Origin of the sequence: Enterococcus sp. DIV1298c, from assembly GCF_017316315.1 — a bacterium.
Lineage (GTDB): Bacteria > Bacillota > Bacilli > Lactobacillales > Enterococcaceae > Enterococcus_B > Enterococcus_B mangumiae.
This window is the reverse complement of sequence record NZ_JAFLWG010000051.1, coordinates 1-15,959: the sequence shown is the minus strand read 5'-3', so window position 1 is coordinate 15,959 and position 15,959 is coordinate 1. Positions and strand designations below refer to the sequence as shown.

15 protein-coding genes are annotated in these 15,959 nt (G+C 38.6%); 4 read left to right on the top strand and 11 right to left on the bottom strand.

The features are described from left to right. Window positions 1–6 precede the first annotated feature (6 nt). The 3 genes from JZO83_RS11845 to JZO83_RS11835 all read right to left on the bottom strand — a co-directional run bounded on the left by JZO83_RS11845 (window position 7) and on the right by JZO83_RS11835 (window position 2,264). Window positions 7–333, bottom strand: coding sequence for a hypothetical protein (locus tag JZO83_RS11845; RefSeq protein WP_207115869.1), 327 nt, complete (start codon window positions 331–333; stop codon window positions 7–9). 198 nt (window positions 334–531) lie between these two features. After that, entirely contained in the window at window positions 532–1,596 is a 1,065-nt protein-coding gene (locus JZO83_RS11840) for a HAMP domain-containing sensor histidine kinase (protein WP_206855815.1), read from the bottom strand. Continuing rightward, window positions 1,596–2,264: a response regulator transcription factor gene (locus JZO83_RS11835; protein WP_207115868.1), complete on the bottom strand. Its 669-nt coding sequence runs from the start codon at window positions 2,262–2,264 to the stop codon at window positions 1,596–1,598. Before JZO83_RS11835 ends, JZO83_RS11840 begins: the two co-directional genes overlap by 1 nt. 143 nt (window positions 2,265–2,407) lie before the next feature. On the opposite strand from JZO83_RS11835, the gene JZO83_RS11830 reads away from it, so the two are divergent. Then, on the top strand, window positions 2,408–4,744 hold the full coding sequence (locus JZO83_RS11830; RefSeq protein ID WP_207115867.1) for an ABC transporter ATP-binding protein/permease: 2,337 nt from the start codon (window positions 2,408–2,410) through the stop codon (window positions 4,742–4,744). Between the two features lie 185 nt (window positions 4,745–4,929). Here JZO83_RS11830 and JZO83_RS11825 read toward each other — a convergent pair whose 3' ends face one another. The 5 genes from JZO83_RS11825 to JZO83_RS11805 all read right to left on the bottom strand — a co-directional run bounded on the left by JZO83_RS11825 (window position 4,930) and on the right by JZO83_RS11805 (window position 8,279). Further along, complete coding sequence (locus JZO83_RS11825) at window positions 4,930–5,295, bottom strand: type II toxin-antitoxin system PemK/MazF family toxin (RefSeq protein ID WP_206855806.1); 366 nt, start codon at window positions 5,293–5,295, stop codon at window positions 4,930–4,932. Then, entirely contained in the window at window positions 5,285–5,515 is a 231-nt protein-coding gene (locus tag JZO83_RS11820) for an AbrB/MazE/SpoVT family DNA-binding domain-containing protein (protein ID WP_206855804.1), read from the bottom strand. Before JZO83_RS11820 ends, JZO83_RS11825 begins: the two co-directional genes overlap by 11 nt. Window positions 5,516–5,611: 96 nt before the next feature. After that, window positions 5,612–5,884 (bottom strand): PbsX family transcriptional regulator, encoded by a 273-nt coding sequence (locus JZO83_RS11815; RefSeq protein WP_207115866.1) that lies wholly within the window; start codon window positions 5,882–5,884, stop codon window positions 5,612–5,614. A 218-nt stretch (window positions 5,885–6,102) separates the two neighbouring features. Further along, entirely contained in the window at window positions 6,103–6,810 is a 708-nt protein-coding gene (locus JZO83_RS11810) for a DUF4811 domain-containing protein (protein ID WP_207115865.1), read from the bottom strand. Continuing rightward, window positions 6,807–8,279 (bottom strand): MDR family MFS transporter, encoded by a 1,473-nt coding sequence (locus tag JZO83_RS11805; RefSeq protein ID WP_206855796.1) that lies wholly within the window; start codon window positions 8,277–8,279, stop codon window positions 6,807–6,809. Before JZO83_RS11805 ends, JZO83_RS11810 begins: the two co-directional genes overlap by 4 nt. 134 nt (window positions 8,280–8,413) lie before the next feature. Between JZO83_RS11805 and JZO83_RS11800 the strand changes: the two genes are divergently transcribed. Continuing rightward, complete coding sequence (locus tag JZO83_RS11800) at window positions 8,414–8,881, top strand: MerR family transcriptional regulator (protein ID WP_207115864.1); 468 nt, start codon at window positions 8,414–8,416, stop codon at window positions 8,879–8,881. 145 nt (window positions 8,882–9,026) lie between these two features. Here JZO83_RS11800 and JZO83_RS11795 read toward each other — a convergent pair whose 3' ends face one another. Further along, window positions 9,027–9,578, bottom strand: coding sequence for a PadR family transcriptional regulator (locus tag JZO83_RS11795; RefSeq protein WP_206855791.1), 552 nt, complete (start codon window positions 9,576–9,578; stop codon window positions 9,027–9,029). 102 nt (window positions 9,579–9,680) lie between these two features. Here JZO83_RS11795 and JZO83_RS11790 point away from each other — a divergent pair, with 102 nt between their 5' ends. Further along, on the top strand, window positions 9,681–10,214 hold the full coding sequence (locus tag JZO83_RS11790) for a phenolic acid decarboxylase (protein ID WP_207115863.1): 534 nt from the start codon (window positions 9,681–9,683) through the stop codon (window positions 10,212–10,214). A 269-nt stretch (window positions 10,215–10,483) separates the two neighbouring features. Further along, window positions 10,484–12,169, top strand: a complete 1,686-nt coding sequence (locus JZO83_RS11785; protein WP_207115862.1) for a hypothetical protein — start codon at window positions 10,484–10,486, stop codon at window positions 12,167–12,169. Window positions 12,170–12,567: 398 nt separating this feature from the next. Here the strand turns inward: JZO83_RS11785 and JZO83_RS11780 are convergent, their stop codons facing one another. Then, complete coding sequence (locus tag JZO83_RS11780) at window positions 12,568–13,395, bottom strand: endonuclease/exonuclease/phosphatase family protein (protein ID WP_207115861.1); 828 nt, start codon at window positions 13,393–13,395, stop codon at window positions 12,568–12,570. Window positions 13,396–13,521: 126 nt separating this feature from the next. Continuing rightward, complete coding sequence (locus JZO83_RS11775; RefSeq protein WP_207115860.1) at window positions 13,522–15,684, bottom strand: PTS transporter subunit IIBC; 2,163 nt, start codon at window positions 15,682–15,684, stop codon at window positions 13,522–13,524. Window positions 15,685–15,959 lie beyond the last annotated feature (275 nt).

The window sequence follows — 15,959 nt, the reverse complement described above, 5'->3', positions numbered from 1 at the left end:
CGCTTGCTAATTGGGATAAACAGAAGTGACATGATCATATTGCTGCGCATGTTTATTGGCAGCAGAAACTGCTGTTCCAGGGAATAGATGCCACTTACTATGATAGCCACAGGTATGGCATTTCCAATAATAACCGATACCACGATCGGTTTGTTTTTCATCCGCTGTACTTGATTTTGTCACGAGCGTGCCTAAGAGCGAATCCTGTTTCAATAATGCCACGGGAGTATCATGAGAATGAGTTGCTTCCTCTGCAATGACGATGGGATTGGCTCCGCTTAGTCCAACACTTAACGTCAACAGTCCGAGCAATAAACCGACTTGTTTTTTCATTTCCTATCATTCCTCCAATAACGGTTATTAGAAAAATATACGAATGGTCACTTATGTACGATATATCTTCGTACACTTTTCCAACTATATATTACTTGAAAAATACACCTTAGAGCGATTGAATCAGAAGCGGCGTTTTTTTCTTCGTTTGTGTTGGTTTATTGCTCTTCTAAATCATTAACTGTTCATTTCCCTCTCTTATTCCACCGGAGAAGTTGGTAGCATGTTTTCTTTCTCTAATTGAATGATGACAGTCGTGCCAACCTTGGGAATACTGTTGTAGCTGATTTTTCCATGATGCAATTCAATGATTTTTTTGACTAAAGATAGACCTAGTCCGTTCCCAGAAAATTGGCGACTGGATTCCCCTTGATAAAATTTCTCAAAAACCCTTGCCTGTGTTTCTTGATCCATCCCCACACCGGAATCGGTCACTTCAACGATCACTTGGGTTGCACTTTGTTTTAAGCGAATCGTGATTTTCCCTTGAGGTTGATTGTACTTGATGGCATTATCCATGATATTCAACCATACTTGATATAAAAATTCTTCATTGCCCACATAGCTGACACTTTCCAGATCGATCTCTAGTTGAAGTTGTTCTTGCTCCCATTTAGGTTGTAAAAATACAATGACTTCACGGATCTGTTCATCTAAACGAAACGGTCGCTTGTCTAATTGGATCCGTTGATTTTCTAATTTATTCAGCTTCAAGGTGTTTTCTGTCAACTGTGAAAGTTGGGTGATGCTTTCAATGATCCGTTGCAAGAAAACCTGCTTCTCCTCTTCTGAAATATTCGGTGCTTGCAACAATTGGACATACCCTTGGATCGTTGCAATGGGCGTCTTAAATTCATGGGAGACATTGGAAACAAAGTCATTTCGTAATGTTTCGATACTACTCAATTCTTGGACCATCACGTTGAAATCCTTGTATAACTGCTGCACTTCTTCCACTTTTTGTTGTTCGTCCATCCGAATCGAAAAATCGCCAGTTGCTACTTTACTCATATTCATTCGCAAGTCACTGATTGGCAGTAAGATCCGCCGACCGACAAAAATCGAGATTCCTGTGCCCACCATCATACTAAATCCTGCGAAAACGACTAAAGGAAACCACGTCGCTTGTTGCTCTGACGCAGGAACTGTTTTGTGTGACAACAAGAAGATAAACCCTAAGAAACACAACAGAGTGACTAAAATGGAAACAAAAACAATACAAGCAAAATAGATCCATAATTGTGAAAATATTTTTTTACGCATCAGATCACCGCCTTGTAGCCTAAGCCACGAACGGTCACGATCTGAAAATCATCATTTTCAATAAAACGTGTACGCAATCGTTTGATATGCACATCGATCGTCCGTTCTTCCGTGTTTGTGTCCAAGCCCCAAATATCATCCATCAACTGTTGGCGGGTAAAGATTTTATTCGGGTAAGAAAGTAATTTGTACAATAATTGAAATTCTTTTTGTGGAAGCAAGATAGCTTGTTCCTGCTTGATCACTTCATAGTTTTCTTGGTTCAAACTAGTTTGACCGATGTTCAACTGATGACTATGATTGATTTTCGCTCGTCGTAACAAGGCTTCCACACGCAACACCATTTCATTGACATCCACCGGTTTGGTCATGTAATCATCCGTACCTAACTGAAAGCCTTTCTTTTTGTCTTCAAAATCTGCTTTTGCTGTGATAATCAAAACAGGTGTCTCTATTCGACTGTTTCGTAACGTTGCTAACAATTCATAGCCATCCATCGCAGGCATCATGAGATCGGTAATGATCATATCCACTTGCGTACTTTCTAATTGTTTCAATGCTTCTACACCATTCGTGACCGCAAAGATCAGAAATCCTGCTCGTTCCAAAACGGATTGATAAAGCTGTTTCAACCGTTCATCATCTTCTACTAATAATATTCGATTCATTGTTTCTCCTCTTTATTTATTTGAAAAATTGCAGTTTTTTTTCTGATTGTTCATATTCAGTTAATATTCATTCATTATACTACGTTCATTGTTCTGTTATACTTTAAGTATAACCAATATTTCAAATGGAAAGAAGGGTGACAATGTTACAATTAAAAGAGATAAAGAAATATTATAAAGTTGGTGAAACAACAACAAAAGCATTAGACGGCGTATCCGTCGCTTTTAGAAAAAAAGAATTTGTAGCTATTTTAGGCCCAAGTGGTTCTGGTAAAACAACCATGTTGAACGTGATCGGCGGCTTGGATAATTACGATTCTGGCGATATGGTCATCAACGGAAAGTCCACAAAAGATTTTAAAGATAGCGATTGGGATGCTTACCGTAACAATTCCATCGGTTTTGTGTTCCAAAGCTACAACTTGATCGGTCATCTAGGAATCATTGAAAATGTCGAGCTTGGGATGACGTTAAGTGGCGTTTCGAAAGATGAGAAACGTAAAAAAGCCGAGGAATCATTACGTCGCGTTGGCTTGACTGACCATATGCACAAAAAGCCCAATCAATTATCCGGGGGACAAATGCAACGTGTCGCCATTGCACGTGCTTTAGCGAATGATCCGGATATTCTATTGTGTGATGAACCAACCGGTGCTTTAGATACTGAAACAAGCGTACAGATCATGAAGTTGATCGAAGAATTATCGAATGAAAAGCTAGTGATCATGGTTACCCATAATCCTGAATTGGCACATGAATATGCCGATCGGATCATTGAATTCTCAGACGGACAAATCGTCTCTGACTCCAATCCGCATATCGAACGTCCGAAAGATGATCAATTCAATCTACGTCGGACAAAGATGAGCTTTTGGACCGCACTAAAATTATCTTTCAATAATATTCGCACGAAAAAAGGACGGACATTCCTGACTTCCTTTGCTTCAAGTATTGGGATTATCGGGATTGCGATCGTACTATCTTTATCTACAGGCTTCCAAAAACAAATCGATGAAACACAATCAGAAACGATGGCTCGTTTTCCAATCACGATTTCCAGAGTTACCACTAGCCCACCTTCTGGATCGGATGGTTTGAGCTCGAATACAGCCGATTATCCAGATACAAAAACTGTCACAGCCAAGGTCAGCGACGAAGATCGGGCGCAACATACAAACAATATCGACCAAGAATATGTTGATTATGTAACGAATATCGATCCTAACCTAAGTAATAACATTGGGTTTACCCGCACGACTGGCATCAACTTGTTAAGAGATATTGACGGTGACGTACAACCTGTCAGCTTCTCTAATCAAAACCCTGATTCTGAATCATTGTCATTCTCAAGTGCGATGTCTTCAATGACTGGTGTAGGAGTTTCTAGTTTCCCAACACAATTAGACGACCAAAAAGACAATTTCTTAGAGTCGAATTACTCATTGCTTTCTGGCAGCTACCCTACTTCTGCAAATGATGTCGTATTGATCGTAGACGGCAATAACAACACAAACATCAATGCGTTGAAAAATCTAGGATTTGACGTAAAAGACGGTGAAACACTTGATTTTGACAAGATCGTCGGCACAACGTTCAAATTAGTGAACAACGATACGTACTATACAAAATTACCAACAGGAAACTTTATTCCTAATACGGATTATCAAGCAATGTATGAAGATGCAACTAGAGAAGTTAAGATTTCTGGTATTTTACGGGTCAAATCTTCTTCTACGATGAATCTGTTATCTCCTGGTATTGCTTACAGCGATCAATTAACGACAGAAATCGTCAATGAAAATAAAGATTCTGAAATTGTTCAAGCACAAAAAGACAGTGATATGAATGTATTGACGACTGAAAAAGTAGATGAATCAGCGAAACAAACACTGATCAGCTATTTGGGTGGAGATAGCTTACCTTCAAGTATTATGATCTATCCAAATAATTTCGGCGATAAAGAAGAAATTCTAAACTACTTAGATGACTTCAATAAAGGAAAATCAGATGAAGATAAAATCATCTATTCCGATCTAGCTGGTACAATGACTGAATTGACTGGTGGATTGATGGATGCTATCACATATGTCTTGATTGCTTTTGCAGGTATCTCACTTGTTACAAGTATGATCATGATCAGTATCATCACTTATACTTCTGTCATCGAGCGGACAAAAGAGATCGGTGTCTTGAAAGCATTAGGTGCACGCAAGAAAGATATCACTCGCGTATTCGATGCTGAAACTTGTATTTTGGGGATTTCTTCTGGACTATTAGGTGTCCTGATCGCATGGTTAGCGACTTTCCCAATCAATAGCCTATTGTACAGCATGACTGATTTAGAAAATGTTGCTCAACTAAATCCTGTACACGCCTTGATCTTGATTGTTGTATCAACGATCTTAACGATGTTAGGCGGACACATCCCAGCTCGTATGGCAGCGAAGAAAGATGCAGCGATTGCTTTAAGAGCAGAATAGTAAAATATAATAAAAAAAAACACAGTTGGTTTTGATATTACTTGTCAAAACCAACTGTGTTTTTGCTTTATTCTTTTGTTCGTACTATGTAGCTCGCGGTTTCTAAAAACGGCCTATATATCTACTTATCAAATGAAATAAGTTGATTCTTCCTAAAAATAAATTGATTCTCAACCACCTGATCTCTAAATAGGGAAAGAAAAATTTTTAAGAAATCTTTGTGCTATATCGAAAAAAGCTTCTTCCTCTAATGTATCAACGTATTTAACATTTCTTTTAGCTTTTTCGGTATAGTCAAGAGAGAATACTTGAAGCGTATTTACTTTGCTTCTCTTCACTTCATCTAGCTTGAACTTATCGCTTTGAATAGGCACAAGAAATGGTCTATTTTTATCACTTGTAGTAATTGGGCATACTATAATTAAATTTGTTGCTAAATTGTACGCATCCTTACTCATAATTAAAGCCGGTCGTCTCTTCTTAACTTCATAACCTTTTGACGGTTCAAAGTCAAGAAGAACGATATCTCGTTGGCGTGGCTTATAGCTCATCTAGTTCGCCTCCATGTGGCGTGTAATCAACCCCTAATTCTGGGAAATAAAATTCACCTTCTTTAGCGGATTCAAAAAAATCTTCAACTTTTGGAATTAAAGCAACTGTACCATTTTCTTTTTTTATAATATGAAATTCTTCACCTTCTTTTATGCCTAACTTTGCAGGAAGCGTAATCACAAGGGAATTCCCTTGTTTTCTTGTTTTTGTTGAAATCATAAGTCATTCCTCCTTTTTTAAAAAGTATACCATGTAATTACAAGGTGAAACAATGTAAGTACCTATTTTATATAAATTAATAAAATATCCCTTTATCTAGTCATTCTCGCCATTTTCATTTCCTACTGTCTCACCCAGATCCTGAAGATCTACATGAGTCCTTTCTTCTTTGTAGTTTGCAAACAATTGCTCAATTGTCCATTCATTTTCTGGAGTAGTCGCTTCGATGATCAAACGTTTTTTCCCGTTCTTCTCTTCCTGTATGATTTTCACTTTATCTTCTGTATGGATTTCAAGGTATTTCATGATATATTTTGGTAACCTAAGACCATTACTGTTTCCCCATTTTTTTATTGGCAACATCTCCATTATAAACGCCCCCCTCTATGTATATACATAATTGTCCTTGGTAGTGATTTTCTTATTCGTATTTCGTTTCCTCCTTTCTTTTACGAACTTTCTATCTACTACTCTTTAAATACGTAAAAATCTAATTTTTCTTCTTCACTCCTACTTCCATAAAAAATAGTGGATAAAGTATGTTGTCGAATACTTCATCCACTATTTTTGTCCTATTATTAAACGATTTACTTCTTCACTTCTTCAACTAATTTTGCCAATGCTTGTTTTTGATAGGCTGTCGCTAAGTCTTTTGATACTTGTTGTTGTTCTTCTTGAGTCATCGCTGGGTTTTGGGCGATGGCTTTCATCAAACCTTCTTTAACAAAATTTTGGGCATCGGCTTCCATCGTGCTTTTTTGTTCTTCGACACGTTTTGCCAATTCAGAAGCTTGGTCGGTACTTAATTCGATCCAATCAGCCGGAATTTTGAACGTATTGACACGACGCTCAAATTCATGGTTATTATCCGCTAAGTTGAACCAGAATTTGTATTGGTCATTTTTATAGACCCAGTAAGTTGTTTCACTGACTTTTTCGGCTGTACCTTCTGTTTGTTCGACTTTATTTGTTTCATTTTTCGTTCCAGTTGCCTTTGGTTCTTTTTGCTTGTCATCTGTTCGGTACAAGTAGACTTTTTCTGTTCCATCTCCAAGGGACTTGTAGAGCAACATATTGACCTCTGATTGGTCTGCACTTGAAACGATCGGTGTCGTTTTAGTTTCTGTCACTTCTTTCATACCAAAATGGTTGGTAATATTTCCTACGATCAGTCCTAATGAGAGAACAAAAAGTAAACCAAAGACGAATGAAAGAAGTGTCTGCCACATTTTTTTGGCAAAAACATTCGTCAAAGCAAAGGCAATGACACTGGCAATCAATACGAAAATAATCATGCGTTATCCCCCACTTCCATCACTACTGGTTCTTTTCTTTTTAAGAAGAAAGCAATCGTAAAACCGATCAATCCGAAAATGATTGCTACGAAGAACGCAGCATGGTATCCGGATAAAGTCGCATTTATCGCTTGATCTTTGTAGGCTAAAGGCGTACTTTTCAACACAGCATCAGTTGGTAGATTGTCTTTCGTGACGTTCGTCAACACACTGATCAAAATTGCGGTTCCGATCGAACTTGCGATTTGACGGAATGTATTGTTGACTGCTGTACCATGACTGATCAGATTGTTAGGTAAAGCATTCATCCCTGAGGTTGTCACTGGCATCATGACCATCGAGATCCCAAACATACGAATTGCGTAAAGAATAACGATATACAATACTGGTGTAGTTTCAGTCAAAAATGCAAAAGGTGCGGTTGCTGCTGTCAAGATGAACATCCCAACGATCGCAAGACGTTTTGCTCCGTGTTTATCAAAAATTGCACCAGTGATCGGCATCATTGCCCCCATGATCAATGCTCCAGGAAGTAGCATCAAACCAGAATGGAATGCAGACTCTCCACGAATGTTTTGAATATATAATGGAACGACCATTTCAGCTCCGACCATTGCCATATTCGTTACTCCAGCTAGGATTGCTGCAATCGTGAAGGTTGGTGATTTGAAGACGCGTAACTCTAAGAATGGATGTTCTAAATGTAGTTGACGCCAAGCAAATGCGGCGATGAAAATCACGCCAACGATCAAGAAGCCAATCACTTTCGCGCTTCCCCAACCGGCATCCCCAACACTTGAGAAACCATAAAGCAAGCTACCAAATCCAATCGTTGAAAGAATCGCAGAGAAAATATCGATACTTGGATTTGACAAAGGAATCACACTTCGCATCAAAAAGAATGCTAATACTAACACAAGAACGACGATTGGAATGACCATTCCAAACAAATCACGCCAATGATAATTGTCAATGATATAGCCAGAAAGTGTTGGTCCTAATGCTGGCGCTAAACCAATCACGATCCCAGACATCCCCATAGCAGAACCTCGTTTTTCTGGTGGGAAGATCGATAACATGATATTTTGCAATAATGGCATAGATACCCCAACACCACAAGCTTGAATCAAGCGTCCAATAAGTAGTGTACTAAAGTTAGGAGCGGTAAAACAGGTGATCGTTCCAATCAAAAAAATCGTCATCGCAGACAGATATAATTTTCTAGAACTAAATTTATTGATCAACCAAGCAGTGATCGGAATCATGATCCCATTCACTAATAAAAAGCCTGTAGTCAACCATTGCACATCAGAAGCTGAAATATCAAAAGCTTTCATCAATGCTGGAAAAGCAGTTGTTAATAAGGTTTGATTCAAGACCGTACAAAAAGTCCCGATCAATAAAACAACAACTAGTAGTGTACGATTGTATGGTTTTCCGTAAATATCTACGGGTTGATTCTTACTCATGTTTCTCCTTCTTTCTGAATGTTTTCTGAAATCACTAAGATACTTTATTCCTATTTTCGACTTTTGTCAACCTACTTGACACGATAGTCAACAAAAGTATAATTAAGGGAACAACCAACAAAGGAGTGTGATGAATGGTGGGAGCTTCACTAAAACAGTTATTAGAAAATGATCATTTATTAGTAGGAATTAGTGAGCTAAGTGAAATTGTCGGGGTTTCACCACGACAATTGAGGTATTGGGAGCAAAAAGGCTTTATCCGATCCGTCACTGCTGACGCGAATTGTGCAAGAAAATACCGATTACCGACAGTGGTCAAAGTTGAGATCATCAAGAAATTTTTAGATGAAGGGTACACGTTGACCAAAGCCGCTGAAAAAGCTCAGGAACGTTTAAACAAAATGCACCATGTCCGAAAAGTTTTCTCAAAGTCCATCAAAGACATCGAGTTGATCGATGAACGTTACACACTCCTTTTGATTGGCGACTTCAACGATGCAGAGCAGTTATGTATTATCCACGACGAAGAAACAGACGAATTGTCTTATAAAATCATCCCCGCAGATGAAACGATCGATCCCAAAAAAATACTGGAGAAATAAAAAAGTGCGTACTTTGCTTTTTCAAATCCACTAGCACATGCCTTCAAGAGGTTACGATCAGATACTAAAAAAGTCGTCAAAGCCGAAATAGTCAACTATTTCCGGCTTTGACGGCTTTTTTGTTTAGGTATCGTAACAAACCATTTTATTTTCTTTTTGTTTCCTGTGCCAATACTTGTGTCAACCAGTTGGTATATTCGGTTTCTCGATTGATTGCGTGAGACAAAATCAAGTAGTGTCCATAGTTTTCATGCTGCTCTTTTTTGGTCGGGAAAATCACTTGTTGTCTAGCCAATAAATGCTGTCTTTTTTCTTCATGAAGCTCCTTTTGCTGTTCAAGGATCTCGATCCACGCTGGATCATTGATGTCTTTCACAAAATAAAGTTTCAAGACAAATTCATCACGGTTGACTGGCAGTTCATTTGGTGATGTATGGATCCATTCGTTTAACAAAATACGCCCTTCTTCCGTCAGCTGATAAATTTTCTTTTCTAGCTTGACGCCAGTGATCCCTACTTCATGTTTGATGATGCCTAGTTCTTCCATTTTAGCCAGTTCAGGATAGATCTGACTATGCTTTGCCTGCCAAAATTCACCGATCTCATTTTTAAATGCTTGGTTCAACTCATACCCCGTTTGATTTTTTTTGCTCAGTAGTCCCAATAAAATATAGCGTAATGTATTTTTTCTAGCCATCAAAATTTCCTCCTTGACATTCTCTCAAAATCATTCTATCATAATCACGTAATCAAAAACATGTAAATTATTACATGTTATAATTTAAAGGGGATGTTTTACATGAAAGAATTCAAAAACTTAGAAGATTTTATCGGAACTCACTTTATCTATACGTATGATAACGGTTGGGAATATGAATGGTATGCAAAAAATGACCACACCGTTGATTATCGTATTCACGGTGGAATGGTCAAAGGACGTTGGGTCAAAGACCAAGAAGCAGATATTGTAAAATTAACCGATGGTGTATTTAAAATCACTTGGACTGAACCAACTGGTACAGATGTCGCATTAGACTTTATGCCAAATGAGAAAAAACTACATGGTACGATTTTCTTCCCTAAATGGGTCGAAGAACATCCAGAGATCACTGTCACTTTCCAAAACGAACATATTGCTGAAATGGAAGCTGCTCGTGAAAAATATGAAACTTATCCTAAATTAGTCGTTCCTGAATTTGCGACAATTACTTATATGGGTGATGCGGGTGTTGATAATGAGGATGTTATTAGTGAAGAACCTTATGAAGGGATGCCTAAAGACATTCGTGAAGGTCGTTACTTTGACGAAAACTACCGTCGTGTCAATAAATAATCCATTTGCTTAGCTTAGGGAACAAAGCCACTCCTTCATATCGTGAAGTTCAGTGACTTTTCCCATAGTTTTTTTGGGGATCTAAAATAAAGTTTTACTAACACTTCCCTATTGATCATCAAAAATCTCGTTAAATAACTTTACCAATGATTTCTTTATGAATTACATAAATAATTTCATATTATTTTCAGTTTTTTTCTAATTCCTTGCCTCTCTTTTCATTAACCTTTATGATAAGTTTAGTTATTATATGAAAAGGAGCAGAACAGTTGAAAAAATATAGACCATATTTTTTGATTTTTATTTTCGCAATTATTTTCGTATTGCCGAATATCTTATCACAAAAATTGATTATCGGGGCCGATGCACCATTTCACTATAATCGCTTCTATGATGCAGCACAACAAATCATCCACGGTGACTTACACTACTTCCCTTCGATGTATGGCTTTCAACAAAGCGGTCGGATCGTCAATGCGATTTACGGTCCGTTATTCTCATACTTCCAAGGGTTGATCGTACTCGTTGCAAGAAGTTGGTACCATTATCAGATCTTATCAAATTTTATCCTCTTCCTTATTGCTGGTTGGTCCATGTTGACCTTGTTGCGCTACGTCAAAGTACGTGATTGGGTGAGCGTGCCGGTCTCAATATTATTTATGACGACCTATTCGATCCAGTATTGGGCTGTCAATCAAGGATTTACGAGTTGGGGAACCGTTTTTTATCCTTTGTGTATGATCCCTCTCGTTGATTTCATCATGCATAAGAAATTCCCTGTACTTAAAGTGACTGCCGCGATTGCCTTGATGACACAGATCCATTTACTATCATCCGTCATGCTGGTGTTGATGTACATTCCGTTTTACGGTTATTATTTCTTTACGCAAACGAACAAAGGAAAAGCACTTCTCCAATTAGGGAAATCCATTTTGCTTTACTTTATCCTAACAGCAAATATTTGGGTAGGTATGGCGATGGTTTACAGCGGTAACGAGATTCTTCCACCATTCGTCAACCGACGAATGACAGAAAAAGCAATCAATCTTGAGGGAAGTTACTGGTTGAATTATCCAAAGATTTTCCCTATCGTCTTGTTTGCTGGATTTTTATTTTTCTTGTTGTTCCGAAAACGCGAAGAACTGTTTCCAAAACTATTGTTACGTACAAGCGTCGTGTTCTTCCTACTTTCAACTAGTTTGATCCCTTGGAATACATTAGTTGAAAACGAAGTGCCATTTATTAGCTTGATCCAGTTCCCGTTTCGTTTCTTTGTTCCATTTACCTTGCTTTTCTTACTTTACTTTGCGATTGTCGCCAATCGCTGGGAGAAAAAGACTTGGTTACGTGTAGGTGCGACGTTACTGATTTTGTTCAGTAGTGTCCAAACCATCCAAAACTTATACCGTCACCTCGATAAATGGGAAGATGAAACCTTTGTCAGTCGTCATACGTATCTCTTCGATACACCTGATGAAGCGAGAAAAACCTTCTATAGTCATGACATGTCCAAAAGTTTGTTTGTTTTCCAAAAAACGACGCCGGATTATTTACCGATCTATGAACAAACGAAAGCAAATAAATACGATCGTTACAATGAAGAAATCTTAGAAAATGAAACTACCTTTATCAAATCACATCCAGATGGACGCTTGAGCATCAAATGGAAAAACACCGGCGAGCCAACTGTGCATGTTCCAGTTATCGTGTATGATCGAACCGTCTTGATGCAAAATGGCAAGAAATTGACAGATTTTGAATTGACCGATATCGGCACCCCGATCGTCAAACAGCATAATGGGATCAACGAGATCATTCTCTATTACGATCTTCCAATCTATTTCTACTTCGTCGTTGGTATGACTATTGCAGGATGGCTGACATTTTTAGGAATCTATCTTTCACAAAAATTTAATTTTAGGAAAGAAAAAAATGTAAAATCAGCTAAACTATAATTTTTTTAGAACGCTCAAAACATAAGCGGGGCTATGGCACATTGACTGCCACAGCCCCGCTTATGTTTTAAAAATGTGATAGAGATTTTCCAGTTCATTTTTATTTATCTGAGCATTGGTCTTATAATCGATCATGGATTTTCACCCCTATTTATTTTGGCTTGCTCCTTTTCGTTACCTCGATTATATCAATATTCCTTCGAATCCACTTGATCTAATTGTAAATCAAGTCTACTTATCCAACTTCTTATCTAGCCATTCTAAAATTGGTTTGCAAATGTTTTTCTAGACCACCAAGAATAGTCAGCAACGCTAAAAAAAGCACACCTTCAAAACAGCGGATTGTTTTAGAAGGTGTCCTTATTTTTTATCCGCCTTTTTACATTTTTACGCTCACTTTATCGTTCCATTTCCACAGCCACTCCAAAATGATCACTAACGATTGGTCCGTTCGTGCCGTCAAAGATCCGTGTGTAGGCACTGACTTTGCTATCCATTGGAACAAAAATATAGTCGATTCGCAAAGCTTCTGTGTTGTTTTCCCACCCGTCGATTTTTTTCTCGATCGTGGCTTCTTCAGATTTTTGCTCTGCTAAAAGATAGGAGTCTTTGACTTTCAGTTGGTTAGCTGCCACTAAGCGATACCCTTCCTCGCCTACCGGATTATTAAAATCACCCATCAGCAAACAAGGCATTTGATACGTTAAGAGTTGTTTCTGTAAAAATTGCCACTCGTAGGCAAAGCCAGTTTCTGCATCTGACCACCAAGAAAAGTGACAACTTGCGACAACGATCGGTTGATTCTCGATCACGGTCTTTGCAACGAGGATCATGCGGGTACGATAGTTTTCTTTTTCTTTTGTTTCGGATACTAGGTATGCCCGACTGTCTAAAGGGGTCTTTGATAAAATAGCATTTCCTTCTTCATATTTGTCATACCCGATATGACTCATTTCCCAACTCCAAAAATAAGCTTCTCCTGCTTCAGCTAATCTTTGGACGAGGCAATAAGCGAAATTATCTTCGTGAATCGGGGTTTGATTCATTACTGGACAAAAATCGACTAACTGTTGTTCGTTGACAATATTTGTTTGGATCAGTTGATTGACCTCTTGCAAAGCAATCACATCATATCCCTCGGCTACAATCTTGTCAGTGAGTTCTTGAAGTTTAGTGAATGGATCTTCTTCCAACCAACTATGCGTATTCAACGTCATTACTTTCATTTTTTTGGGAACCTCTTTTCCTTTTTACATAAAAATCAGAGACTGCTACGTCAGCGCTGATCGTTGAAGAAAAAATCCCCATCGTCTTGCTTTTTCGTCACAATCTCTGAATACTTCTTTTATTTATTATAGCTTGATTTTACCGATTTCTGTACCTATTTCAACAGAACCAAGAGTGGTGATCGCAACTTCTTTCACTTTATCATCAGTAAAAATGACCATGATCGTTGTATCTTTCCCTTGTTCTTTGACTTTGGCAAGATCCATTCGTGCAATTGGGGTGCCTGGTGTGACTTCTTGTCCTTCTTTGACAGAAACTTCAAATGCAGGTTCTGCCATTTGGACAGTATCGATTCCCATGTGGATCAGTACTTCTGCACCTTCCGCTGTTTCCATACCGATTGCGTGTTTCGTTGGGAATACGCTGACGATTTTACCGGCTACTGGAGCTGTGATCGCATCTGTTTCAGGAATGACCGCAAACCCATCTCCCATCATTTTTTGTGAAAAGACTGGATCATTGACCTCTGCTAAAGCAATCACTTCACCTTTTGCCACTGCGTATAATTCTTTTTCGATCCCTAATGCTGCTGTCGCTGTTTCTTTTTCCATCACGACTTCTTTGACTTGTGGTTCAGGGATATCTGCCCCTGATTGCAATAGATCTTCGATATCTGATTTTAAAACATCCGCTTTTGGTCCATAAACCGCTTGGACGCCGTTGTCTTTTACGATCAAGCCCATTGCGCCTGCACGCTTCCATGCGTCTTCTGAACCGACTCTACCTCGATCGGCAACTGTTACACGTAACCGTGTCATACAAGCATCCACGTCTTTAATGTTTTCTTTTCCACCTAATAGATGGATGATTTGGATGATTTGTTGATCAGCAGGTCCGGCTGTCGTGCCATTTGTTGTTTCTTCGCTATCGCTGTCGTAGTTTCCGTTACGTCCTGGTGTCGCAAAGTTGAATTTCTTGATCAAGAAATTCGCTAAGAAGTAAGTCACTACACCAAAGAGAATGACACAGATGACGAAGTTGATCAAATCACCGCCAAGTCCTGCTTTGATTGCTAATGGTGTCCGCGTCAATAATTCGATGTTCCCGAATGAATGGACACGTAATGGTAAAATATCAGCCATTGCAAAAGCTGCCCCTTGGATCACTGCATAGATGGCATAAAGTGGCACTGCCGCAAACATAAACATAAATTCTAGTGGTTCTGTTACCCCTGTTAAAAAGACAGCTAAAGCAGCTGAGAAGTACATTGATTTGTATTTCGCTTTTTTATCTGGGTCGACATTGCGATACATGGCAAGTGCCATCCCCATCAAAATACCAGAAGAACCGATCATTTGACCGACTTTAAAACGAGCTGGTGTCCAGTTTTGCAACACGAATTCGTATTGTGACATGTCGCCTGCTCCTCTTAGGTTCACTAAGTCAGTTGCCCAAGCTAACCATAATGGATCTTGTCCAAATACTTGTGTCCCTGCTTGTGCACCAGATAAAATCTCGTACGTTCCACCTAATTGCGTATAGTTGATTGGAATCGTCAACATATGGTGTAACCCGAATGGTAACAATAAACGTTCCAATGTTCCATATAAAAATGGTGCTAAAATTGGCGCACTATCTTGTGACTGTGCGATCCATAAACCGAAATTGTTGATTCCTGCTTGGATTGCTGGCCAAACTGCTGCCAAAATTAGTGCAACGATCGTTGACCATAGAATCACTACAAAAGGAACAAAGCGTTTGCCGTTAAAGAAAGAAAGTGCATCTGGTAATTTACGGTAGTTATAGTATTTGTTATACGCCATCGCACCGACAAAACCGGCGATGATCCCTACGAATACCCCCATATTCAATGCAGGCGCTTCTAATACACTCGTAAAGAATCCTTTGACCATGATCCGTGTGCCGAACAGCGTATGTGTGAACGCATCTTCGTTTGCTAACATCTCTGTTGTCACACCAAAGATAGCACCTGTGATCCGATTGATCAAAACAAATGAAATACCGGCAGCAAATGCTCCGCCTGCACGTTCTTTCGCCCAGCTACCACCTATTGCTAACGCAAATAATAAATGTAAGTTTCCAATAATTGCCCAACCAATACTTTCAAGAACGCCACCCGTAGTAACAAGCGCTGCCATATCCGGGTTGATCAATGGGATCGATTTCCCGATACTGATCATCAAACCAGCAGCTGGCATCACTGCGACAACGACCATTAAAGCCTTTCCAAATTTCTGCCAAAACTCAAAACTAAATAATTTTTTCAATTTCTACCTCTCCTTTACGCAATCGGTTTCGTTAATCCGTATTATAGAGGTAATTTCTTTTTTTGTAAATGCTTTATTTTTATTTTATTTGTTTTTTCTTTTGAAAAACAAAAACTCTACAATATAGTATAGACTCTTTATCATTAATAATATATTCACGATATTTTTTTCTTGCTAGTCATTTCTCAACAAAAAGATTCTCGATTTCTCACTTTGCTATTGACTAACGCAACCGGTTGCGTTTATTATAAACCTAAGAACTGAAACATTTAGGA

Coding starts and splice junctions, on each gene's coding strand:
- JZO83_RS11805 (WP_206855796.1), bottom strand. CDS start 8,279: ATGAGTAAGAATCAACCCGTAGATATTTACGGAAAACCATACAATCGT.
- JZO83_RS11790 (WP_207115863.1), top strand. CDS start 9,681: ATGAAAGAATTCAAAAACTTAGAAGATTTTATCGGAACTCACTTTATC.
- JZO83_RS11800 (WP_207115864.1), top strand. CDS start 8,414: ATGGTGGGAGCTTCACTAAAACAGTTATTAGAAAATGATCATTTATTA.
- JZO83_RS11810 (WP_207115865.1), bottom strand. CDS start 6,810: ATGATTATTTTCGTATTGATTGCCAGTGTCATTGCCTTTGCTTTGACG.
- JZO83_RS11845 (WP_207115869.1), bottom strand. CDS start 333: ATGAAAAAACAAGTCGGTTTATTGCTCGGACTGTTGACGTTAAGTGTT.
- JZO83_RS11840 (WP_206855815.1), bottom strand. CDS start 1,596: ATGCGTAAAAAAATATTTTCACAATTATGGATCTATTTTGCTTGTATT.
- JZO83_RS11835 (WP_207115868.1), bottom strand. CDS start 2,264: ATGAATCGAATATTATTAGTAGAAGATGATGAACGGTTGAAACAGCTT.
- JZO83_RS11820 (WP_206855804.1), bottom strand. CDS start 5,515: ATGATTTCAACAAAAACAAGAAAACAAGGGAATTCCCTTGTGATTACG.
- JZO83_RS11795 (WP_206855791.1), bottom strand. CDS start 9,578: ATGGCTAGAAAAAATACATTACGCTATATTTTATTGGGACTACTGAGC.
- JZO83_RS11825 (WP_206855806.1), bottom strand. CDS start 5,295: ATGAGCTATAAGCCACGCCAACGAGATATCGTTCTTCTTGACTTTGAA.
- JZO83_RS11815 (WP_207115866.1), bottom strand. CDS start 5,884: ATGGAGATGTTGCCAATAAAAAAATGGGGAAACAGTAATGGTCTTAGG.
- JZO83_RS11830 (WP_207115867.1), top strand. CDS start 2,408: ATGTTACAATTAAAAGAGATAAAGAAATATTATAAAGTTGGTGAAACA.
- JZO83_RS11780 (WP_207115861.1), bottom strand. CDS start 13,395: ATGAAAGTAATGACGTTGAATACGCATAGTTGGTTGGAAGAAGATCCA.